This is a genomic window from Sediminibacillus terrae (assembly GCF_009602435.1).
In the GTDB taxonomy this organism is placed as follows: Bacteria; Bacillota; Bacilli; order Bacillales; family Amphibacillaceae; genus Sediminibacillus; species Sediminibacillus terrae.
On sequence record NZ_VZDQ01000027.1, the window covers coordinates 66703 to 87191 of the forward strand.

The following is a 20489-nucleotide window of genomic DNA, read 5'->3' on the forward strand; positions in this document are numbered from 1 at the left end:
GGAACAATGTATTTATCAATAAAGGGATTATCGAAGTCTTTTGGCGAGCTAGAGGTACTGAAAGATATTGATGTCAGCGTGGAAAAGGGCAAGGTACTGACGATCATGGGGCCGTCCGGATCCGGGAAAACGACACTGCTTCGCTGTTTGAATGCCCTGGAAGAACCGACCGGCGGTGATTTCACCTTTGCAGATGGTTTTAGTCTTGATTTCGGTAAGAAAGTGAGTAAACAAGATTGGCTGCGGCTAAGAAGGAAGTCTGGTATGGTTTTTCAGTCATACAATTTGTTCCCGCATAAAACGGCATTGGAAAATGTGACGGAAGGGCCGATCGTCGTTCAAAAACGTGATAAAAAACAGGTTCAGGAGATGGCAGAACGGCTGCTTGCCAAAGTGGGCCTGAAAGATAAAATGCACTTGTATCCACATCAACTTTCCGGGGGACAACAACAGCGGGTCGGGATAGCCCGTGCGTTGGCTATTGAACCGGAGTTGATGCTGTTCGACGAGCCTACTTCCGCTTTGGATCCGGAATTAATTGGAGAAGTACTGGGGGTAATCAAGGAGCTGGCCAATGAAGGCTGGACAATGGTAATCGTCACCCACGAAGTCCAGTTCGCGGAACAGGTTTCCGATGAGGTTTTGTTCATGGACGGCGGCTACATTATTGAACAGGGACCGCCTAAGCAGGTATTGAAAGAACCGAAGGAGAAAAGAACCCAGCAATTCTTGCAGCGAATACTCAACCCTTAAACGCACCATCCAGTCTTTACACGGACTGGATGTTTTTTTATACCGTCATTAGGCAACATAAGCACGAGACTAGTGGACAAGCTAGCTTTCTCCTTTACGGGACGACTTCCGCTTGACTGATTGCAGGTTAAACGACAAAATAAAAGATAGTAAATATGTAAGAAGTTTTTAAAGCCTGGGAAGTGATGGAAATGAATGAAAAGAAGAGAAACATAATCGAGGCTTCCATTGCGCTTTTTGCTGAAAAGGGGTTCTATTCGACCTCCGTTCAGGAAATTGTCGATAAAAGCAATTTATCCAAAGGATCGTTTTACCTCCACTTTCGCTCCAAGGACGAATTGATGCTCCGTATATTCGAATACTATTATGACTTGATGAATAGAAAAGTGGATGAAGTGAGACAGGAAAACCTGCCGCCGAAAGAAAGTTTTATCAAACAAATCCGCGTTCAATTGGAAGAAATCCTGAAACATAAAGATTTCATCATCACACAGTTTCGGGAGCAAACTATCTCTCTAAATGAAGAATTATTTCAGTTTATAAGACAAAAGGATATCGAAATAAAGCAGTGGTATGAGCAAAATTTGATAAATATGTATGGAAATCGGGCTGAAGAGCATGTTGTCGATTTGAGCATCATTGTCGAGGGGATGCTGTCGAATTATATGCAACTGAGCATCAAGTACGATGTCGAACTCGATTTTCACAAAATGGCTGTCTTCCTTGTCCGTCGTCTGGACGATATAGTCAGGGGGCTTATAGACAGTGGAGAAGAACCGTTGGTTACAAAGGAACATTTGACGGAATTCGCGCAACAAATGAACCTGCCGCCGGACTCTGTTAAACAGGAAGTAGAAACAAGCTTGCAGAAAATGCAGGAGGCCATCAATCATTTGGATATCGACCCTTCTAAGGCGGCGGAACTCCAGGGTGTGATCGACTATTTGTCTTCAGAGATCAGAAAAGCTGAACCGAAAAAATTTTTAATCCAGGGTTTGCTGGCTAATTTTAAAGAAATCAGTGAACTGGATGAGTACCGGTATCGTATAGCCGAACGTCTGCAAATACGGTTGCTGTAATAGGAAGCTAGCAGAAAAGGTAATAAAAAACACTGTACGGAGGGTCAGCCTCCCCGTACAGTGTTTTCTTTCGACCTGGTTTCATTTAAGAAGTTTTTTTCCAATAGACTGCTTTGTGGGAGGTTGGGGATGGTGGTAGCTGTTCCCCTTCCTCGACACTGATTTCGGTGTCGTCTTGTTGGGAAGCGTCGTCTTCGTTGACAAATCCGTCTACTTTATACTTGCCTGTTTCTGGGACGTTTTCTCCGGTTTTTAAACGATTTTCAGCCATTCTTCTCTACACCTCCGTTGAATTTTTTGAAAAGCTAGTCCTGCTTTTCATGTACATTAATCTATTTCACGGATGGCGTGCAGATAAACTTTGTTGGGTGAATGTTACGCAATTGTAATTTAACGGTCCGAATCTTTATCGCTTTGATAAGCCGAGCCATTTCTTTATCTTCGATTTAAATCCTTGCGAGCTGTCTGTTTCAATAGAGGTCCGAGCTTCCTCTTTTTCGATGAAAATCGTTTCACGGTCTACGGCGGATTGACTCGTTAAAATTGCTCCTATGTCTGTCTCTGCCTGCTTATTGGTTACTGCAGTATAGCGGATGTTATGCTGACGGGCAATCTTTTTATATTCTTTAAAAAAACGTGAATTGATTTTTCCATTCAGCAATAATTTTGCTTCCGGGTTTGCTTTCATCTCTGCTGCTAATTCCTCAAACCCTTCTTGCTGCATGACTTGTGATTTGTCCAGGGCAAGCAGGATCCTTTCCCTTAACGTACCTAGGTATCGTTTTCGCTCGGCGGGTTTTGTCTGCTTTGCGCCGTACATTCCTTCTTCAAGATAGTTGTCTATGTTTTCTTTACTCATCATGATGCTCCTTCTCATGAATGGTCCAAGCCTATTTTGCTTGTCCTTCTATTATAAGACGGTTGAAGCTATTAAAAAAGCATGGTGCTGAGTGCCGTGTGTTCTCATCATAGATTGTCCCAATTATGCATATAGTTATCATGAAAGGAGAGGAGGGAAACAATCGACGATACTCAAAGAATTTCGTCAATTCATCCTGCGGGGGAATGCTGCCGACATGGGAATCGGTATGGTTCTCGGAGCTGCATTCAGCAGTATTGTTGATTCATTGGTGACCGATGTACTGCTGCCGCCGATCGGATTGCTGCTATCCCAGATGAATTTTTCCAACTTGTATATTGTCTTGGGGAGCGGCCGATATGATACATTGGCAGAAGCCCAGTCGGCAGGAGCTGCCACGATCAACTACGGATTGTTCCTTACTTCATTGGTACGGTTTTTAATCATTTTTTTCGCGTTGTTTCTGGTCATACGGCAAATGAACCGCTGGAAAAAACCAGATCAACATCCAGGAATGGCAATGCAAAAAAAGGAGTGTGCTTACTGTCGTATGTCCATCCCCGCACAAGCAATCCGGTGTGCCCATTGCGGTTCTGATCTTGCGAAAGAAGAAACGGATGATAGGAGGAGGCCGTGGATTCACGTGAAATAGGCAAACTGATACGAAGCCCTCCCTAAACAACAGAATAAGAGGAAGTCTATCTAAGGTAAGCAACTTACAAATTTAAAAAACCAAGCGAATTCAATTAGCATTCAGAATCCGCTCGGTTTTGCGTGGGAGGCCATGCTTTGCTCCCAATTTGTAAGCTGAAATGGTTGTTCCACCGACCTTACAAGACATATCCTGTCATCGATTTAACACACGCCGGGACAACCGAGTCTGATCGTGTTTATTTTTTCGATTTATTTTGTTCCTGGCGCTTATTTGCTTTTTTCATTCTTTCGATTGCTTCCATATCTTCTGAGTCGGCCAGTTCATAGGAAAATTCCACTTCTTCCGTTTTCTCGATATTGTTTAGCGCTTTTTCGGCCTGTTTATTTTCGTCCATTACATACCATCCTTTCTGAAAAGGGATAAGGAAAGCTTCATCTTCTTTTATAATATGGAATAGACAACAATATCCTATTCATAAAGCGATAGTTCACAGGGAAGTTTTTCGTACAGTCGAGTTGCAAAATCAGAGGGAGTGGGAGTATGTATTTTTGGTTCTCTAGCGTGTGGTGGTGTGATTTTTCTTCCACCCTCTTTTTATCGAAATGCTCATTTCCAAAATAGCTATTTTACTCGGACCGCAGAGGAAATAAACTCGCTTTCCGCGGACGAACGCCCGAGCCTCCTCGCAAAGCCCGCTGCGGGGTCTCGGCCGCCCGTTTTTCCGCAAGAGTCTCGCTTATTTCCTCTGCTACACTGCTTCGCTCTATAGAGCCTATTTTTTCTGCCTCGATTCAAAAAACATCACCAGCATTTTTGCCATGCTGGTGATGTCCTCGAATAGGAGGCTTTGCAGCCGTTTATCTTAAGTTGGTTACTGTTGAAAGTCATCCGGATTTTTTTCCGGATTCTTTTTGTTGTTGCTTTCCACTTCGCGTTCAGGATCTGGATCTTTGTTAGGATCCTTCCGTTTCTTTTCTTGTTCAGGTGAATTGTTTTCGTGGTTGTCGAATAATTCGTCTTTGTTTTCAGCCATCGTAGGACACCTCGCTTATCCATTGCTTGATTTTTTAATTTCGCCTAAAGCATCTTCAGCGGCTTGTTCCTTGTCGGAGACAGCTAAATCTCCCAGAGAGACAACACCCTTGATTTTTCGGTCTTCAGCAACAATCAGCCGTTTGATCTGGTGATCTTGCATCAGTCGTGAAGCTTCTTCCACCTGCATATCCGGAAGTGCTGTGATGACTTTATCGGTCATGATTTGTTCAGCTGAAACGCCATTCGATTTGAAATCCTTTGCCAGTCCTTTTCGTACAATATCACGATCGGTCACTACGCCGACAAGCTTCTCTTCATCCACAATAGGAAGGAAGCCGACATCGCGTGCTTCCATTTCCTGGGCTAATGTTTCCAAGCTGTCGCCAGGTTTAGCTTTTGTTACATTGTCTGTCATTACTTCTTGAACAGTTGTCATAAGCTAATCCTCCTTTTAGGTGTGGGAACTGACGTATATTTATTAAATATCCCTTATGGAGCAGGGCGAAACGTATTCTTGAAAATCAAAAAAAATCATCACCTGCTGCATATCTTTTCAGTCAATCGGGAACAGCACTAGGAGACTAGTATAGGAGGAGGATAAACTTGGCACCTTTAAAAGCATTGATTTTGAATTGTTCCTTGAAAAAGTCGGATGAACCTTCGAACACCGATGCTCTGTTGAATGAATTCGTTAAGGTTTTTGATGGGGAGCAGGTGGAATCCGAATTGATTCGGGTAGTCGACTACAATATAGCTTATGGAATAGCAGAGGATATGGGAGACGGCGATGAGTGGCCGCAACTGTTCGAAAAGATAAAGGAAGCTGATATATTGTTGATGGGCACTCCTGTATGGCTGGGTGAAAAAAGCAGTGTTTCGAAAAAAGTGCTGGAACGTTTTAATGGTTCTTCAACGGTTAAAAATGAAAAAGGCCAGCCGGTATTTTATAACAAAGTGGCAGGCGCGGTAGTCACAGGGAATGAGGATGGAGCAAAAAATGCTGCAGGCGATCTTATTTTCGGTCTATCGCAAATCGGTTATGCGATTCCGCCAAATCCAATAGCTTATTGGGTAGGAGAAGCAGGGCCGGGACCATCGTATATCGAAGCCGAGGGATATAAAAATGAGTTCACACAGTCTAACGTCCAAATGGCCGGTCATAATTTGATCCATCTTGCCCGCATCTTTCAGCAACAGCCTATTCCGACGAAGGGAAATGCTTCCTGAAACCAAAAAGAGTCCGGGACAAAAGCCTCGTGAACAATACAAGAACCGAACGATTCCTTCATTCGTTCGGTTTTTTGGTTACAAAAAGTAAACCGTATGGAAACAGGAGTACTTCTTTATTATTTTTATGGTGTTGGTTCTCAAACTCCAATACCTACATAAAAAACTTTCTGTGCTGATTTTCGTCTATGTCACTGTTTAGAAACCCTGACAGTCAGAAGAAAACGCTTCTATTTATTTAGTTTTGATTATATAAAAATTGGGCCCCGAAAACAGCGGAGGCAAGATACGGCGACTCCAACGGGAACAGCACGAGCGGAAAATCCCGCAAGAAAGCACAATATCTTGCCGTAGCGATTCCAGACATGTAAGTCTATCGAAGGAACACAAACATTAAAAACCGAGCGAACTTGATTGATAGTTCAAATTCGCTCGGTTTTTGCTTTGGTGGCCATGCTTTTCTCGGCCACTTTGTCTCGTATATAGCTTCTTGCAGAAAAGCTTAAAGGTGATTAATGTGCGAGACTGCCTTTGATTTTCTCGGTTTATTAGTCTTCGTCGACTGGATATACGCCATTTTCGTCATGCACTTCTTTTCCGGAAAGCGGCGGGTTGAATACACATACCATCCGCATATCCGTTCTGGCTCGAAGCAGATGCTCGTCATGCTCATCCAGGGCATACAGTTCATCCTTTTTGATTGGCCATACTTTGTTATCCTTAAGAGTGACGACTTCGCCCTCCCCTTCGATACAGTAGACTGCTTCAAGATGGTTTTGATACCAAATATGCGTTTCTGTTCCTGCTTTTATAATGGTATCGTTGACAGAGTATCCCATGCCATCGTCTTTTTTGATCAGACGTCTGCTGACCCAATTGCCTCCGTCAACATCATGTTCGGTTCCTAATACGTCATTTAAAGCTACAACTTTCATTTTTGGTTTCCTCCCGGTAATTTGTTGTTTGGTTCATATGGAGCTTCTTTGTATAGCACAGTTTAGCGATTAGTTGGCTACTGGTTCTTTCACTAGGCTTTTAATGCTCTCTTCTATGATGGCAAAGCCTTTTTCCAGATTTTCTTCTTTTATATTCAACGGAGGGAATAGTTTGAACACCTCATCTTTTGGACCGGAAGTTTCCATAATCAGACCGTTTTCAAACGCTTTTGCAGCCACTTTGTTCGCCAGACCGTCCACTTCGGACGCAATGCCGGTCATCAACCCTCTTCCGCGGACTTCTCCTTTTAGCTCAGGGTATTTCTCCACCATTTTGTCCAGGAAGTTCCGGACCATTTTGGCCTTGACTTGAATGTTCTTTTCAAAATCTGCATCTTCCCAATATTCCAAAGCCGCTGCGGCAGTGATAAACGCATGGTTGTTACCGCGGAAAGTGCCGTTATGCTCTCCTGGTTCCCAAATATCCAAATCCGGACGGATAAGGGTCACAGCGAATGGAAGTCCATAACCACTCAAAGACTTGGAAAGACATACGATATCTGGTTTGATGCCTGCTGGTTCAAAACTGAAGAATGTCCCGGTCCTTCCTACTCCTGCTTGCACATCATCGATGATCAGCAGGATGTCCCAGCGCTTACAAATATCCTCCACGCGTTTCAACCATTCAAAACGGGCTGTATTGATTCCGCCTTCCCCTTGAACGGTTTCCAGAATCATGGCTGCAGGGATAGCAACTCCGCTGCCCGCTTCCTCAAGGAATCGCTCAAGATAATCCAGGTCATCATTGACGAAGTTGTCATAAGGCATGGTCACCACGTTTTGCAACGGAACACCTGCACCTTTTCTCTTAAAGGAATTACCTGTCACGGATAGCGATCCAATGGTCATTCCGTGAAAGCCATTTGTAAAGCTGATTACATCTGTACGGCCGGTGACTTTTCTTGCCAGTTTCAAGGCGCTTTCCACTGTGTTCGTCCCTGTCGGTCCAGGGAACATTACTTTATAATCCAATTCACGAGGTTTGAGAATGACATCATGGAACTTGGTGAGGAATTCAGCTTTGGCTGTTGATGCTTTATCTAAGGAGTGGGTAATTCCATCATCCATAATGTAATCCATTAACTTAGCCTTCATTTTGTTGTCATTGTGACCATAATTCAGGGCTCCGGCTCCTGAGAAGAAGTCCAAGTATTCGTTTCCATTTTCATCCCAGATTTTTTCCCCTTTGGCTTTATTGAAAACAGTAGGGAAGCTGCGTACATAGCTCCTTACTTCAGATTCCAGCTTTTCGAAAATTGATAAATTTGTCTGGCTCATTTATAAATCCTCCTTGGTTATGATTGTCTGAATGTTTTCCGGAAGTCAGTTTACTTTTCAATCGGACCGACCCTGAAACTCAATTCCCCTTCATGGTCGTCTGTCGGAAACAGTTCCTCTGGAAATAACTCTTCTACATGGCAGCCTGTATTATACTTTTTGGCAAGGCCGCGGAATAAAGATTGAGACGCGTCATTGGAAGGGGTGACCGTCGCTTCGACAAAGTGGACATCCCGACAGGCATCACGGCTGACCAATTCCTGGAGCAGCCTGGAAGCAACTCCTTTTCCCCGTTGGTTTGAGGAAACGCCGATTTGCCACACGAACACCACGTCTTGACGCTCTGGAGGAATAAATGCGGTAACGAAGCCGACTAACTTATCATTTTCTTTGGCAACTACGCAAGTCTCAGCAAAAAACTCACTCATCATTATATATTTATATACGGAGTTTTGATCGAGCGTCGAATTGTTTACCAATTCCCACATTGCTGCGCCGTCTTCGACAGCTGGTTTACTGAATGACAGTTTGTCAGCTGCATCTGCAGTCGCAGTTACGCTTGAACTGTTAATAGCAAGTGCCTCCTTTAATGGTTATTTTCATTTTTACAAAGCACATTAATAATCATAGGAGAGTTGGTAAATTTACTCAAATATCAATAAACTTGATTAAAAGGCATTATACATGCTAAGTCATGCTTAGAAGCAAACAGCTAGTCAAAAACAGAAGAATGCTCCTATATTGTTAATTTTTCTAACAATTTTAATTTATCTGTTCACTTACCAGGTTGGTTAATATCATTCTCGACGGGGCACCTTGAACGGATTGGATCAACATGCCTGAGGGTTTCATCCTGTGACTCTTTCAAAAGGTTTAGGGGAACAGGGAAGGGGAAAACTATTTATATAAATCCTTACGGAAAAAAGGAGTGGTAAATATGCCTTGGACGATGAATGACTATCCTGCTTCATTAAAAAATTTCAAACCAGTTATCCGGAAAAAGGCGATCGATATTGCCAACGCAATGCTTGATGAGGGATACGATGAAGGAAGGGCGATCCCTATTGCCACAGACCAGGCAAAAGAGTGGTATGACAATGCTTCTAAAAAAGAAATCGATGAGTATAAGGAGGAAGGCGACCCTCAATCACGTTCCGAAGAAGATGAGCAGTATGATAAGCGACCAGAGTTGATGGATGAAGGGGAGCATGTGGTAGCCCATGAAAACGGCTGGGCTGTACAAGCCAAGGATGCCAAAAAGCCGTCGAAGGTTTTCGACAAAAAATCGGATGCCGTCGAACGGGCGAAAGAGATTGCTGAAAACAAGGGAACAGAGGCGGTAATCCACAAGAAAAATGGAGATGTCGAAAAACGGCACAGTTTTTCCTGAGTAAAGTTCCGCAGCTTAACTGCTGATTTTTCCTATGAATTTCGGCGGGATAAAAGCGTAGGGGATGAAGAAAGACCGGACGATGATTCGAAGTCGTAAACATTCGAATTCGTTCGGTTTTTCTTATTTTGTAAGAAAGTGTTTTTGTTCCTTCTAAGGCTGGGTGAGCTTTGTCAGGGGAAAGCGCGGTGAAAAACATCTATCAAACCCCTGCATAAAAGGAAGTGTGGCTATGAAGCTTCCTTTATGCAGATTCAAAAAAAACGGACGGAGAAGAGGGAAATCCCAGCTGCTTTTTATCTAGACACGAACGGGTTGTCTCGAACCCAGAAACGCCACGGATAGAATTTCGCCTCACCTGTATTGTCGATGCCTACTCTCGGTCCTGCTTCCGTGACAAATTTGTCTCGATCCGGTCCGGAGGCGATCCATAATGGGGGCAGGTCCAGTCGATGGCCGTAATCTGCCATTGTAATGCCCAAAGCTTTGCAAAGCTTTCCGGGCCCATTGGTCAGTTGTCGTTCACTTTTGATTTTTGGCCGGCGGGAGCGGATCAGGGGCAGGCCGGAATATGGCTCGACAGCCCGGATCAGGACTGCTTCCGGAACATCGGTTCCACCGCTGACAACATTCACAAGACAATGCGTGTGCATGACATAAGTATAAGCCTTGCCAGATGCGCCGAACATGATTTCCGTGCGTTTAGTGCGCCGACTTTTGAAGCTGTGCGCCGCCCGGTCAAATGGACCTTTGTAAGCTTCTGTTTCCACAATGATTCCAGACGCAATACCTTCCGGTGTTTCTTTCACCAAGAGACATCCTAGCAAGGCGGGGGCGAGCTGCAGGGTTGGCTGTTCATAAAAATCGAGAGGCAATGGAGAAAAGGTTTCTTGTTCCGTTCTCATCAACTAAAACTCCTAACTAGGCGGGATTCCATTTGTTAAAGTATCTACTAACTGCATAATACACAGTGCGCCTTCAAGGAGCAAACACGAGGCTTCTTAAATTGGGAATGTTTCTGAATATAAATCAGCGCCGATTAGCAGATTCGGAATCTCGGCGTGCTAGTCTGGAACAAGGAAGGTGAATCAGGAATCACCGGGTTCTCTGTCAAATGTGGCGGTGTGATTTTTCTTCCACCCTCTCTTTATCGAAAGGCTCAATCTAAAAACAGCTATTTTACTCAGACCGCAGAGGAAATAAACTCGCTTTCCGCGGACGAACGCCCGAGCCCCCTCGCAAAGCCCGCTGTGGGGTCTCGGCCGCCCGTTTTTCCGCAGGAGTCTCGCTTATTTCCTCTGCTACGCTATTTCGCTCTACAGAGCCTTTTTAACCGCTTGCTGCCATGAAGTTTCATGCTTAAATCGTTCAAAGTCTTTGATTCTAAAGGAATCTCGGTTTAAAACCTTTATCGTATTGTTTATTCCCTCGATATACCATTATGAAATGGATACATGAATGACTGTAAAATCTCTTGTTTCCAACGCATGAACGTTTTTCTTACACGGGAAATGCCTCTATGTTTGAAGCACGCATCTACTTCACACATTCTTCCAGCCCTTTTCCGGCTGTCTTCTCATCATTGTTGGACAAAACAGGACCTTGGATGGCTTGATTTCTATACCCATGTACCTGTTTTGTTTTCTCTTTACAGAACGGGCACTTTTGTTGCCTTTGTCTTGTGTAAAGCTCTACTCTTAAGGCGCTTCCTTCTTCCTCTATATTCCATACATCTACTTGTTTATCTTTAATCCCCAGTAATTCTACGATAATATGACGTTGCACTCATATCCCTCTCTTTTTCCTTTGGTGTCAGCAACTTTAGGGTAACAAAGAGAGAGGGAATGAGTTGCACACTGCAGGAACACCCATCACAACAGGGGACACCACCACATTCAGTATAGAGCCAATCACCTTCATGTTAGAGCCACCACATCTAAGGTACAGCGTCCCCCTTTTTTATCTTTTCATAAAAAAAGCCGCCCAAAAATGGGCGGCAAGCAATGTGGAATGGATTAGATATTGATTGTTGCTTATGCTTTTACAGGTACTGACAAACCAAGACCTTCAGCTACGCGAGTCCCGTACTCAGGATCAGCTTTGAAGAAATGCTCGATTTGGCGTAGCTTGATTTCGTCTTTTTCAACAGGCTTCATGCCCTCGACGATGTTGTTCACAAGACGAGTACGCTCCTCTTCGCTCAATAAGCGGTATAAGTCACCGGCTTGTGTGTAGTGATCGTTATGATCGTAAGCTACGCTGTCTGCCACTCCGGAAACTTCATAAGCCGCCGGTTTGGTTTCAGGTGCTTCTTGCGGTCCACCATAGCTGTTTGGCTCGTAGTTAAGGGAACCGCCGCCGTTTCCGTCAAAGCGCATTTGACCGTCGCGCTGATAGTTGTTTACTTCAGCGTGAGAGCGATTGATCGGCAATGCCTGGTGGTTGGCGCCGACACGATAACGATGAGCATCCGCATAGGCGAACAGACGGCCTTGCAGCATTTTGTCCGGGGACGGCTCAATGCCGGGTACCAATGTTCCTGGAGAGAACGTTGCCTGTTCTACTTCTGCAAAGTAGTTTTCCGGATTCTTATTCAACACCATTTTTCCAACTTCGATTAATGGATAGTCTTTATGAGACCATACTTTTGTGACATCGAAAGGATCGAAACGATAGGTATTGGCATCTTCAATCGGCATGATTTGAACGTAGACAGTCCATTCAGGGAAGTCGCCGTTATCGATGGCATTATATAAATCCTCGATATGATAATCCGGATTTTCCCCGGCAAGTTTAGCAGCCAAGTCCGTATCCAGGTTTTTAATGCCTTGGTTAGTTTTAAAGTGATATTTTACCCAGACAGATTCACCTTCGGCATTCGTCCATTTGAACGTATGGCTTCCGAAACCATCCATATGGCGGTAGGTGGCTGGAATTCCACGGTCAGAATGCAAAATTGTTACCTGGTGCAGTGACTCAGGAGACAGGGACCAGAAATCCCAAACTGCATTCGGATCTTTCAAGTGTGTTGCCGGATTGCGTTTTTGTGTATGGATGAAGTCCGGGAACTTGATTGCATCGCGGATGAAAAAGACAGGCGTATTGTTGCCCACTAAATCATAATTGCCTTCTTCTGTGTAAAACTTGACAGCAAAGCCCCGTGGATCACGAACTGTATCAGCAGAGCCCAGTTCACCTGCAACCGTGGAAAAGCGGATGAACATCGGGGTTTGTTTGCCTACTTCTTGTAAGAAAGCAGCTTTTGTATATTTAGATAAATCGTTTGTGACTTCAAAGTAGCCATGAGCTCCGGCACCTTTCGCATGGACGACACGCTCTGGCACTCTTTCTCGGTTGAAGTGGGCCAGTTTTTCAAGCAGGTGTACATCTTGAATCAATGTCGGTCCGCGGTGACCGGCAGTCATGGAGTTCTGGTTGTCCCCAACCGGAGCTCCAGCAGCATTTGTTAAGTATCTTTTATCATTTGCCATCTACATAACACCTCTCCTTAACTTAGTACAAATATAATTATAATATAAATCTACTAAAAATCAATGTTTAATTATAATAATTTTAAATAATTAATCATTCTAATCGGTAGATTATACGTTTCATAAGCAGCCACTATGCATAATCCCGGGAAAATTATCGATTGAGGGAACGTGTTGATAAGAGAAGGAAAAGTTGCAGGAAGGGACAAGTCAAAAAAAGAAGACTGTCTAACCGACAGTCTTAAAAGAAGATCAAGGTACTCAAGGGGGATGAAACAATTATTATATTGGGGGGTAACAAAAGCCATCACGTTAGAGAGTACCTTTTACTTCTGTAAAAGTAAGCATAGGAAAGTGTACTACCTCTCCATTATAAATGATAATGATAATCATTTGCAATAAAGAAAGGAGAATTATTTTTCCTTGTTGCCAAAATAGTCTTTTTGTACTAAAAGAGCAGGGTGTTCGTTGAACGACTCCCTGCTCTTTATGTTTCCTTCCCTGTGTCAGGGCGTTTATTAGATGATTTTATTTAAAAAATGTACGGATGGAATGGAAGATTTCAATTCCCTGATAGGTGAAAAGGCAAATAGCGGAAAATGAAAAAGCTCCGATCAATAAAAAGCGCACCAATGCAAACATCACTGATCAACCTCCTATATTTAAAGGATTCTGAGGTCGAAGCGATGGTTGCGGAAATAGGAGGACTGATAAAAGACGGTCACATAATGTGGATACCACTGCTTAATGGCTGTCCGTTTCCTGATGAAATGATAAACCGTTCCGAATGCGGCTGTAAGAAAAGCCAGAAGCGCCAGATTGATAATTTTCGAATCTTTGGAGGTTGTTTCGTTATCAGGAGACACGTGTGCATCGAACAAGAAGACAGTACTTTCATCAATAAAACCTTTGGATGGGTGGATGTTGGGTTGAGGAGAAAGAGAGATGGACAAGGTAGATAAAAAGATTACGAGAATGGTTGCGATGTGTATTCTTTTCATCGTTTGCTCACCTCCTTTTAGTTAGTATGTAAAAACAAATGATAATACATGAAATAACAATTGTAAATAAAAAGCCTTCGCCAGAAATACCACTTGTTTGCAGGTAAAGCTCGAAGGGTATCTAAGAAAATCAGTTTTTGTTGTAAAGGGGAATTGTTTTGCTATCGATGATTATTTTCTTTGTTACAGCTGTCCTATCCGTCTTCTCAGCTATTAAACTATCGACCTATGCCGACATGATCAGCAGGCAAACCAGGATTGGGGGCATGCTTGCGGGCACCCTGCTGCTGGCAGTGGCGACGTCGCTTCCGGAACTTACTGCTACCGTTTCTGCGGCTGTAATCGGAAATGCTGATATTGCGATAGGCAATGGATTGGGGAGTGTTATTTTCAACTTCCTGGTATTGTTTTTGCTCGATCTTTATTTTCGTAAGCATCGGTTGTTTTTACGCGTATCGGATAATCACTTTCATACCGGGCTGCTTTCCTTGGTTTTGGGGGGTGTTGCAGGTCTGGCGATATATTTCCAGTCTGATCAGTCTTACATTGGTATCGGGCAGACCAGCTGGGTTATAGCGGCTGTTTATTTTATCGGAATTAGTCTTATTTCGATGAAACAACGGAATGATAAAAAGAAAGAAGTGGAGGTTCCGGAAAAGGAAGGGACCATGTCCTTGAGAAAAGTAATTGCCTTATTTGTTTTCTATGCAGGTATCATTTTTTTCTCGGGCAGTGGTTTAAGCATCTCCGGCGATTGGATGGCTAGTACGACAGGGATTTCCGCCACGGTTGTCGGCAGTTTGCTGATTGCTATGGCAACGTCACTGCCTGATGCTGTCGGTGTTTATGTGGCTTTGCGGAAAGCAAACATCAATTTGGCGATTGGAGCGATATTGGGTAGTAACTTGTTCAATATCTTTGTGGTCACGATATCTGATGGTTTTTACCGGCACGGAAGCATTTGGGCAGCTGGCGACTCCATGAATATGTGGACGGCGATTGTCGGCTGTCTGCTCACTTTTGCCATATTGCTGTTGCTGAAAAGGGACCGGACAAAAAATGGTTTCACTTATTCGCTGCCTTCGCTTCTCGCGGTTTTCAGTTATATCCTTTTTACCGTTTTTATTCTATAGTAAGAGTAATACGTTAAAAGGAAGTGAAGGGATGATTGTCCTTTTGGACCATACCGAGTCGGAAACAGCAGCCCAATTGCTAGAGGTGCAAATACCGGCTTATCGGATAGAAGCTGAACGAATAAAATTCGATGGGATCCCTCCTTTGCAAGATACAATAGAATCCATCCAGGACAGTAGGGAAACATTTCTTGGGTATTACGAAAATGAGCTGCTGCTTGGTGCTCTGGCGTTCGAACAATCAAATGACCGCTTTGTTTTGTCCAGGTTGTTCGTTGGACCTGCGCATTTTCGCAAGGGAGTTGCTTCATCCCTCCTGCAATTTTTCCTGAACAAGATAGTCCGTGAGTCGAAACCTGTGACAGTCACTACTGGCACGGCAAACCTTCCCGCCATCGCCTTTTATGAAAAGTGGGGGTTTGCCAAAATCAAAGAAATAACCGTGCAACAGGGAATAACCCTGACCATGCTGCAGACCATCGATTAAAGGGATAACAGCCTGTTTTTTGTTGATGTAGTATTTCATCTGTTGATCGTTGAATAGGATAGTAGAGAACAATGATCAGAGGTGAAGCGGATGATTTCATGGTTCATGCTGGGTCTGCTGGGACTGGCGGCATTCCGATTAACAAGGTTGCTTGTCTATGATGACATCGCTCGTTTTATCCGGGCCCCTTTCCATGAGGAAAAGGAAGAAACGTCAGCTGACGGTACTACTGAATTCGTTCTTTATATCAAAGGAAGAGGAGTCCGCCGGTTCATTGGAGAGCTATTGAGTTGTCAATGGTGTACGGGCGTTTGGTCATCAGCCTGTTTGTATGGTGGTTATGTATTCTGGCCGGTTGTGTTCATGCCGCTCATCATCATTCTGGCTGTAGCTGCAATCTCTTCGCTGCTGGAAGTGCTGGTCAGCTTTTTTCTTAGCCAGACGGAACAGTAAACGCCGATAAATGAAGGAAACCCTAGCTTTATGACCAGCTAGGGTTTCTGGCGTTATGTTGTTTTATCCTTTGTTTGCTACTTTTCGAATGCTTTTACCGCACCCGCATCCTTTTCCGCTTGCAGCACGCATTCTTCTGGATCGTGACTTCCTTCTATTTGTTTTCTTCCGTTCGATTTGTTCGGTCATGACTGACCACTCCTTCCTTTTTCATTCTCCAGAGAAATGATAAGTCTTTAATCTATTTACGGTTCTCTGTGGCTTTCTTTTTTTGGAAAAAAGATGGCCTTAACTACTTTATATGCTGCTTTCCTGTTTCGGGAAGGGCGCAATGAAAATTTTCGGAGTATAAAACTGAAAGTCGTTATTAACGATGGACTTTCTTGACTCCGTAATTTTTACAGCCGCATCCGCCTGTTTTTTTGGCGACATAATTTCCGGCAGCAACTTGTTGAGCTGGTACTGCTTTGACCCCTTTTTTGCCACTTAGGTATTCGATTTTCATGGTATCCACTCCTTGTTGGGCATTTTAAATTCTTTCAAACAACTACGATCGGCCGGTGAAAGTAATGGCTGTCGACAATGGTATATCCTTGCCACACCGCTGGTTCCGCCTGTAAAGAAACAATCAGCATACAGACTTGCGATTCAGGATGATGGAGAATGTCTTCTTTGGATGGGACCGGCTGTGCTGTTGGATGAGAATGGTAGATTGCTAAAACTTCTTCCTGTTTTGACCGGACAGCTTTCATCGTTTTGTCGACTGCGTCTTTACTGACGAAGTAGCGGTAGCGATGCTTGATTTCACTTTCCAGTTCCCAGATGGAAGAAATATGGTTCGATGTTCCGCTTAGCAGTCCGCATGTTTCAAAGGGAAGACATTCACGGGTATGCTGGATCATTCTTTTTTCCAGATAGGCCGGCAAATAGATGGCTTCCACCGGTCTAGACATATTTTTGTTTATCCATTCCAAGTGCTTGCATGTTCATCCTCCATGCTCCTTTATTGCTGAAATAAACCTTATATTTTTTGTATATGAGTGGTAGCGAGATTTGGAGCGGGCTTCAGTTTGCCTTTTACAGAATTCGTTTGAATTTCCGCGCTCGTTAATATTCCGCTTCCATCCTGCATAGGATGGAAATGGTAAGCAATTATTACAATGTGTCGGGAGGAAGTACTATTGGCTGGGTATGAAGAATTAAAGGAAAAATTGACCGCTTGGAATCAACAGACGGCTGCGTATTTGAATCAAATAAGCCAGTTGATAGAGGAAAAACAAAACCGGACATTGCCATTTCCACGGCTTACAAGTTATTTCACTTCATCCCTGCATGCAGCCCACCATAAAAAGAGAGAAAACATATTGTTCGGCGATTTCCACATAAAAAACACAGGCAGTCAGCCGGTCCATGATCTTAGTGTTTGTTTGAGGATACGGACTTCGGTTCCTTATGATTTCTCGGGTAAATACCATCTTCCCAATTCGAATGCCTCGTCGCGCCAGCTGAGTGAGTGGGAACGGGTGGAACAGGAAAGCGAAGAAGATTATTGGTTTAAACGGATTGGGAAGGGTGAGTTGCAACCGGGAGAAAGCGTGTCATTCTCCAATTTCCAGCTAAAATGGAAAGCTGACGACCATTATACAATGGTCGTAGAAGGCTTCGTCTACTGTAATCTTGAAACTGAAGGTATAACAGCTTTGAACCAACTTAACATTAGCGGGGAAATTTGATGCAAAGGAGGGGGCTGGCTTGGCAAAACATGAACTCTGGCCGATCTTGTCCGGAGCAATCAGCCGGTATGTTGCCGATAATGAAACAGAAATATCGGATAAGGAAATCATTGATTTGTCTATTCTTCAGCTATTGATTGAAATGAAGAGCGACAGAGAGGGAGGGGAGTATGAACAAAAAGCTCCCGTATCGGAAAGTTTGCCAGCGGATGTGGAAAAGGAATTAGAGTCGGCCATCGAAACCAACAAACGTCAATTCACTCAATTGATTGAAACCTTGCGACAGATGGAATGACGAATTTACGGAACGGCATGTATTGACAGCGAAACTCTTTCCTGTTTTTGATATAATAGATTGAGATAAAAATCTCTTAAAAGGATAGGTAAATAGGATGATAGAAGATGCCGAAAAGGAAACTGTTTCGTAAATCCTCGTTATCATACCGTTTTGCAAGAAGCGGATTGAAAACGCTGGCTGTGATTGCAGGTATGTTCTTTTGTTTTGCCGTGTTGTTTTTGCTTTATGAGAACCAGCATGAAACCAGTAATCCAGAAATGTCGGGAAAACAGCTGTCAAAGGAAGTCATAGAGTACAAACCGCTTGTGCAAGAATATTTAAAACAGCATGAGTTGGAAGAATATACTGGAGTAGTATTGGCATTGATGATGCAAGAGTCGGGAGGAAGAGGAACCGACCCGATGCAGGCTTCGGAAAGCTATTGTGGTGAAAGAGGCTGTATTGAGAATCCGGAGGTCTCGATAAAACAAGGGACGAAGTATTTCGCCGGTGTCTTGGAAGAGGCAGACGGCGATGTGAAACTTGCTCTGCAATCCTATAATTTTGGCAGAGGTTTTATCGGGTATGTAAAAGACCATGGTGGGAAATATTCGGAAGACCTGGCGGTTGACTATTCGAAAAAAATGTACAAAAAATTGAAATCTACCATTGATTTCCGTTGTATTCGACAGGAATCCAAAGAGTTGAATGCCTGTTACGGGGATATTAAGTACGTTGATGCCGTGCTCGCTTATTACGAGGATGCAAAAACCAAAACGGACACAGACGACGTGAGACTGGCGGCTTCGACTGAGTAACCGCGGCTGGACAAATGCATAGAAGTAAATGCAAGAAACTGGACGATGATTTCGAAATCCACTTTTCGATCCCGTCCGGTTTTTTTATGTTATATTTCCCCTCTTTACATTTTGGGAGAAAAAGCGTATGGTAGAACTCATGAAAATATTTACCTAGGTAAATAAAAGGGGTGTTAGCAGTTGGAGAAAGAAAAGAAGCCGATTCATTTATTAAAACAGAAGGTACGTTATTTAAATAAACACATGGATGAAAGATTGAGAGAATATGGACTCTATCATTCGCAATGGTCGATCCTTTTCTGTCTTTATCATAATGGTCCCATGACGCTCACGGCGATTTGGCAGTATTTGCATGTAGAGGCGCCGACTGTGACGAGAACGATTAAACGGCTGGAAAGCAAGGAGTGGGTGAACCGGAGGCAAGGACAGGATAAACGGGAAAAAATCATCGGGATTGCCGAAAATGCTTTCGACAAGGTGGTTGAAGTCGCAGAGATGATGGAAGTTTTTGAAGATGAAATGCTGAACGGATTGTCAAAAGAACAACAAAATGAACTGCTTCAGCTGCTGCAGTTAGTAGGGAATAAGGAGTGAGGATGTATGACCGATAAGCAACAACCGATATGGACCAGGAGTTTTGTCAGTATTTCGTTAACCCACTTTATGGTGTTTGTCGCCTTTTATACATTGCTGACGACATTGCCGATGTATGTGATCGAGGAACTTGGCGGCAATGAAGCGGAAGGAGGGTTGTTGGTCACGATTATGTTGATTTCGGCCATCATCGTGCGTCCCTTTTCCGGCAAATTACTGGAAGCGGCAGGAAAAAAGCGGATACTTCTTGTCAGTGTCCTTCTTTTTGCAGTAACTACCTGTTTGTATATGTGGGTAGACGAGTTTTCCGGTTTGCTGGTGCTTCGCTTTTTTCATGGCCTTTCGTTTGGCGTGGTCACCACAGCCACGGGCGCGATAGCCGCTGATGTGATTCCTCCCGCCAGGAGAGGAGAAGGGCTTGGCTATTTTGCCATGTCGATGAACATTGCTGTCGTAGTTGGTCCCTTTATCGGCTTGACGATGTTGCAGTATACTTCGTTTCTGAGCCTGTTCATGGCGCTCAGCCTGATCATGGCCGCCGGTACAGTCATCGCTTGTCTTGTGCATGTGCCCGAGGAATTGGATAAGGCAAAACCAGCGGGTAAACAGAGATGGAGCATTCATGATTTGTTCGAGGTGAAGGCATTGCCGATTGCTATTATCAGCTGTCTGGTGGCTTTTGCTTACTCAAGCATTATTTCGTTCATTTCCGTGTATGCAAGCTCTCTCGGTCTTTCTGCAGTTTCCAGTTATTTTTTCGTGGTTTTTGCTATGATCATGATTTTGACCCGGCCTTATTTGGGAAGGGCGTTTGACGTGAAAGGGGCAAGCTTTGTCATTTTGCCTTGCTTATTGATTTTTGCAATAGGACTTGCTGCATTAAGCATCACCCATTCAGCGTGGATGCTATTAGTTTCAGCTGCGCTGATCGGTCTCGGATACGGGTCGCTGCTGCCGAGTTTTCAAACCATGGCGGTCCAGACAGCAGCCAATCACCGCAGTGGCCATGCAACAGCTACTTTTTTCACCTTATATGATTCGGGGATCGCTCTCGGCTCCTATGTTTTGGGCATGCTTGTCGTTTATATGGATTTTTCGAACATTTACTTGCTTTGTGCCGTGATTCCCGTGGCAGTTATGGGTCTGTTTTTCTTTTATCAAGCGAAATCAAAGCAGCGAGATCAAGGGGTGTCATTGCGGCAGGCAGAATAACTGGGCCCTGGCAAGTGGT

General features: G+C 43.9%; 27 protein-coding genes. 13 read left to right on the top strand and 14 right to left on the bottom strand.

All coding sequences use genetic code 11. The features are described from left to right. Positions 1–6: 6 nt before the first annotated feature. Positions 7–753 carry an amino acid ABC transporter ATP-binding protein gene (locus F6X55_RS17175; protein WP_026571496.1) on the top strand — a complete coding sequence of 249 codons (747 nt, stop codon included), beginning with the start codon at positions 7–9 and terminating at the stop codon, positions 751–753. A 191-nt stretch (positions 754–944) separates the two neighbouring features. Continuing rightward, a complete protein-coding gene (locus tag F6X55_RS17180) occupies positions 945–1832 on the top strand; it encodes a TetR/AcrR family transcriptional regulator (RefSeq protein ID WP_161993109.1) in 888 nt (295 codons plus the stop codon). A gap of 85 nt (positions 1833–1917) precedes the next feature. Here F6X55_RS17180 and F6X55_RS17185 read toward each other — a convergent pair whose 3' ends face one another. Continuing rightward, positions 1918–2103, bottom strand: coding sequence for a YjzC family protein (locus F6X55_RS17185; protein ID WP_026571495.1), 186 nt, complete (start codon positions 2101–2103; stop codon positions 1918–1920). 135 nt (positions 2104–2238) lie between these two features. After that, positions 2239–2691 (bottom strand): YueI family protein, encoded by a 453-nt coding sequence (locus tag F6X55_RS17190; protein ID WP_161993110.1) that lies wholly within the window; start codon positions 2689–2691, stop codon positions 2239–2241. Positions 2692–2782: 91 nt separating this feature from the next. Here F6X55_RS17190 and mscL point away from each other — a divergent pair, with 91 nt between their 5' ends. Beyond that, a complete protein-coding gene (gene mscL / locus F6X55_RS17195) occupies positions 2783–3343 on the top strand; it encodes a large conductance mechanosensitive channel protein MscL (protein ID WP_237648701.1) in 561 nt (186 codons plus the stop codon). Between the two features lie 238 nt (positions 3344–3581). Here mscL and F6X55_RS17200 read toward each other — a convergent pair whose 3' ends face one another. The 3 genes from F6X55_RS17200 to F6X55_RS17205 form a co-directional block, all read right to left on the bottom strand. After that, the gene (locus F6X55_RS17200; RefSeq protein WP_081718204.1) at positions 3582–3740 is read right to left on the bottom strand and encodes a YfhD family protein; all 159 of its coding nucleotides are present in this window, start codon (positions 3738–3740) and stop codon (positions 3582–3584) included. A gap of 477 nt (positions 3741–4217) precedes the next feature. After that, on the bottom strand, positions 4218–4379 hold the full coding sequence (locus F6X55_RS20125; protein WP_162832880.1) for a hypothetical protein: 162 nt from the start codon (positions 4377–4379) through the stop codon (positions 4218–4220). 15 nt (positions 4380–4394) lie between these two features. Then, positions 4395–4817, bottom strand: coding sequence for a CBS domain-containing protein (locus F6X55_RS17205; protein ID WP_026571492.1), 423 nt, complete (start codon positions 4815–4817; stop codon positions 4395–4397). Positions 4818–4984: 167 nt separating this feature from the next. On the opposite strand from F6X55_RS17205, the gene F6X55_RS17210 reads away from it, so the two are divergent. Beyond that, positions 4985–5608 carry a flavodoxin family protein gene (locus tag F6X55_RS17210; protein ID WP_026571491.1) on the top strand — a complete coding sequence of 208 codons (624 nt, stop codon included), beginning with the start codon at positions 4985–4987 and terminating at the stop codon, positions 5606–5608. Between the two features lie 548 nt (positions 5609–6156). Here the strand turns inward: F6X55_RS17210 and F6X55_RS17215 are convergent. From F6X55_RS17215 to ectA, 3 genes are all read right to left on the bottom strand, one after another. After that, a complete protein-coding gene (locus tag F6X55_RS17215; RefSeq protein WP_026571490.1) occupies positions 6157–6543 on the bottom strand; it encodes an ectoine synthase in 387 nt (128 codons plus the stop codon). 69 nt (positions 6544–6612) lie between these two features. Further along, positions 6613–7881 (bottom strand): diaminobutyrate--2-oxoglutarate transaminase, encoded by a 1269-nt coding sequence (ectB, locus tag F6X55_RS17220; RefSeq protein ID WP_026571489.1) that lies wholly within the window; start codon positions 7879–7881, stop codon positions 6613–6615. Positions 7882–7931: 50 nt separating this feature from the next. Beyond that, positions 7932–8408, bottom strand: a complete 477-nt coding sequence (ectA, locus tag F6X55_RS17225; protein ID WP_272914954.1) for a diaminobutyrate acetyltransferase — start codon at positions 8406–8408, stop codon at positions 7932–7934. Between the two features lie 410 nt (positions 8409–8818). Between ectA and F6X55_RS17230 the strand changes: the two genes are divergently transcribed. Continuing rightward, complete coding sequence (locus F6X55_RS17230; protein ID WP_026571487.1) at positions 8819–9271, top strand: DUF2188 domain-containing protein; 453 nt, start codon at positions 8819–8821, stop codon at positions 9269–9271. Between the two features lie 296 nt (positions 9272–9567). On the opposite strand, the gene F6X55_RS17235 is transcribed toward F6X55_RS17230, so the two are convergent. The 4 genes from F6X55_RS17235 to F6X55_RS17250 form a co-directional block, all read right to left on the bottom strand. Then, positions 9568–10176 carry a DNA-3-methyladenine glycosylase gene (locus tag F6X55_RS17235; RefSeq protein WP_037328931.1) on the bottom strand — a complete coding sequence of 203 codons (609 nt, stop codon included), beginning with the start codon at positions 10174–10176 and terminating at the stop codon, positions 9568–9570. A gap of 631 nt (positions 10177–10807) precedes the next feature. Continuing rightward, positions 10808–11056 (bottom strand): hypothetical protein, encoded by a 249-nt coding sequence (locus tag F6X55_RS20275; protein ID WP_237648703.1) that lies wholly within the window; start codon positions 11054–11056, stop codon positions 10808–10810. Between the two features lie 248 nt (positions 11057–11304). Next, the gene (gene katA, locus F6X55_RS17245; protein ID WP_026571485.1) at positions 11305–12762 is read right to left on the bottom strand and encodes a catalase KatA; all 1458 of its coding nucleotides are present in this window, start codon (positions 12760–12762) and stop codon (positions 11305–11307) included. A gap of 662 nt (positions 12763–13424) precedes the next feature. Next, positions 13425–13763, bottom strand: a complete 339-nt coding sequence (locus tag F6X55_RS17250) for a hypothetical protein (protein WP_153464936.1) — start codon at positions 13761–13763, stop codon at positions 13425–13427. A 167-nt stretch (positions 13764–13930) separates the two neighbouring features. Here F6X55_RS17250 and F6X55_RS17255 point away from each other — a divergent pair, with 167 nt between their 5' ends. The 3 genes from F6X55_RS17255 to F6X55_RS17265 all read left to right on the top strand — a co-directional run bounded on the left by F6X55_RS17255 (position 13931) and on the right by F6X55_RS17265 (position 15836). Further along, positions 13931–14896 (top strand): sodium:calcium antiporter, encoded by a 966-nt coding sequence (locus tag F6X55_RS17255; protein WP_037328941.1) that lies wholly within the window; start codon positions 13931–13933, stop codon positions 14894–14896. A 31-nt stretch (positions 14897–14927) separates the two neighbouring features. After that, a complete protein-coding gene (locus F6X55_RS17260; protein WP_026571482.1) occupies positions 14928–15383 on the top strand; it encodes a GNAT family N-acetyltransferase in 456 nt (151 codons plus the stop codon). Positions 15384–15473: 90 nt separating this feature from the next. Next, on the top strand, positions 15474–15836 hold the full coding sequence (locus F6X55_RS17265; RefSeq protein WP_026770940.1) for a DUF1360 domain-containing protein: 363 nt from the start codon (positions 15474–15476) through the stop codon (positions 15834–15836). Between the two features lie 367 nt (positions 15837–16203). On the opposite strand, the gene F6X55_RS17270 is transcribed toward F6X55_RS17265, so the two are convergent. Then, positions 16204–16341, bottom strand: a complete 138-nt coding sequence (locus F6X55_RS17270; RefSeq protein ID WP_153464938.1) for a hypothetical protein — start codon at positions 16339–16341, stop codon at positions 16204–16206. Positions 16342–16375: 34 nt separating this feature from the next. Continuing rightward, positions 16376–16789, bottom strand: coding sequence for a M67 family metallopeptidase (locus F6X55_RS17275; RefSeq protein WP_153464941.1), 414 nt, complete (start codon positions 16787–16789; stop codon positions 16376–16378). Positions 16790–17017: 228 nt separating this feature from the next. Here F6X55_RS17275 and F6X55_RS17280 point away from each other — a divergent pair, with 228 nt between their 5' ends. The 5 genes from F6X55_RS17280 to F6X55_RS17300 all read left to right on the top strand — a co-directional run bounded on the left by F6X55_RS17280 (position 17018) and on the right by F6X55_RS17300 (position 20470). Continuing rightward, entirely contained in the window at positions 17018–17569 is a 552-nt protein-coding gene (locus tag F6X55_RS17280) for a hypothetical protein (RefSeq protein ID WP_051381975.1), read from the top strand. Positions 17570–17588: 19 nt separating this feature from the next. Continuing rightward, positions 17589–17864, top strand: coding sequence for a hypothetical protein (locus F6X55_RS17285; protein ID WP_026571480.1), 276 nt, complete (start codon positions 17589–17591; stop codon positions 17862–17864). A 107-nt stretch (positions 17865–17971) separates the two neighbouring features. Further along, positions 17972–18664 (top strand): lysozyme family protein, encoded by a 693-nt coding sequence (locus F6X55_RS17290; protein ID WP_051381974.1) that lies wholly within the window; start codon positions 17972–17974, stop codon positions 18662–18664. A 180-nt stretch (positions 18665–18844) separates the two neighbouring features. Beyond that, a complete protein-coding gene (locus F6X55_RS17295) occupies positions 18845–19258 on the top strand; it encodes a MarR family winged helix-turn-helix transcriptional regulator (RefSeq protein ID WP_026571479.1) in 414 nt (137 codons plus the stop codon). A 6-nt stretch (positions 19259–19264) separates the two neighbouring features. Then, positions 19265–20470: an MFS transporter gene (locus F6X55_RS17300; protein ID WP_153464944.1), complete on the top strand. Its 1206-nt coding sequence runs from the start codon at positions 19265–19267 to the stop codon at positions 20468–20470. Positions 20471–20489 lie beyond the last annotated feature (19 nt).

Coding starts and splice junctions, on each gene's coding strand:
- F6X55_RS17175 (WP_026571496.1), top strand. CDS start 7: ATGTATTTATCAATAAAGGGATTATCGAAGTCTTTTGGCGAGCTAGAG.
- F6X55_RS17180 (WP_161993109.1), top strand. CDS start 945: ATGAATGAAAAGAAGAGAAACATAATCGAGGCTTCCATTGCGCTTTTT.
- F6X55_RS17185 (WP_026571495.1), bottom strand. CDS start 2,103: ATGGCTGAAAATCGTTTAAAAACCGGAGAAAACGTCCCAGAAACAGGC.
- F6X55_RS17190 (WP_161993110.1), bottom strand. CDS start 2,691: ATGAGTAAAGAAAACATAGACAACTATCTTGAAGAAGGAATGTACGGC.
- F6X55_RS17200 (WP_081718204.1), bottom strand. CDS start 3,740: ATGGACGAAAATAAACAGGCCGAAAAAGCGCTAAACAATATCGAGAAA.
- F6X55_RS20125 (WP_162832880.1), bottom strand. CDS start 4,379: ATGGCTGAAAACAAAGACGAATTATTCGACAACCACGAAAACAATTCA.
- F6X55_RS17205 (WP_026571492.1), bottom strand. CDS start 4,817: ATGACAACTGTTCAAGAAGTAATGACAGACAATGTAACAAAAGCTAAA.
- F6X55_RS17215 (WP_026571490.1), bottom strand. CDS start 6,543: ATGAAAGTTGTAGCTTTAAATGACGTATTAGGAACCGAACATGATGTT.
- ectB (WP_026571489.1), bottom strand. CDS start 7,881: ATGAGCCAGACAAATTTATCAATTTTCGAAAAGCTGGAATCTGAAGTA.
- F6X55_RS17230 (WP_026571487.1), top strand. CDS start 8,819: ATGCCTTGGACGATGAATGACTATCCTGCTTCATTAAAAAATTTCAAA.
- F6X55_RS17235 (WP_037328931.1), bottom strand. CDS start 10,176: ATGAGAACGGAACAAGAAACCTTTTCTCCATTGCCTCTCGATTTTTAT.
- katA (WP_026571485.1), bottom strand. CDS start 12,762: ATGGCAAATGATAAAAGATACTTAACAAATGCTGCTGGAGCTCCGGTT.
- F6X55_RS17250 (WP_153464936.1), bottom strand. CDS start 13,763: ATGAAAAGAATACACATCGCAACCATTCTCGTAATCTTTTTATCTACC.
- F6X55_RS17255 (WP_037328941.1), top strand. CDS start 13,931: ATGATTATTTTCTTTGTTACAGCTGTCCTATCCGTCTTCTCAGCTATT.
- F6X55_RS17260 (WP_026571482.1), top strand. CDS start 14,928: ATGATTGTCCTTTTGGACCATACCGAGTCGGAAACAGCAGCCCAATTG.
- F6X55_RS17265 (WP_026770940.1), top strand. CDS start 15,474: ATGATTTCATGGTTCATGCTGGGTCTGCTGGGACTGGCGGCATTCCGA.
- F6X55_RS17270 (WP_153464938.1), bottom strand. CDS start 16,341: ATGAAAATCGAATACCTAAGTGGCAAAAAAGGGGTCAAAGCAGTACCA.
- F6X55_RS17275 (WP_153464941.1), bottom strand. CDS start 16,789: ATGTCTAGACCGGTGGAAGCCATCTATTTGCCGGCCTATCTGGAAAAA.
- F6X55_RS17290 (WP_051381974.1), top strand. CDS start 17,972: ATGCCGAAAAGGAAACTGTTTCGTAAATCCTCGTTATCATACCGTTTT.
- F6X55_RS17300 (WP_153464944.1), top strand. CDS start 19,265: ATGACCGATAAGCAACAACCGATATGGACCAGGAGTTTTGTCAGTATT.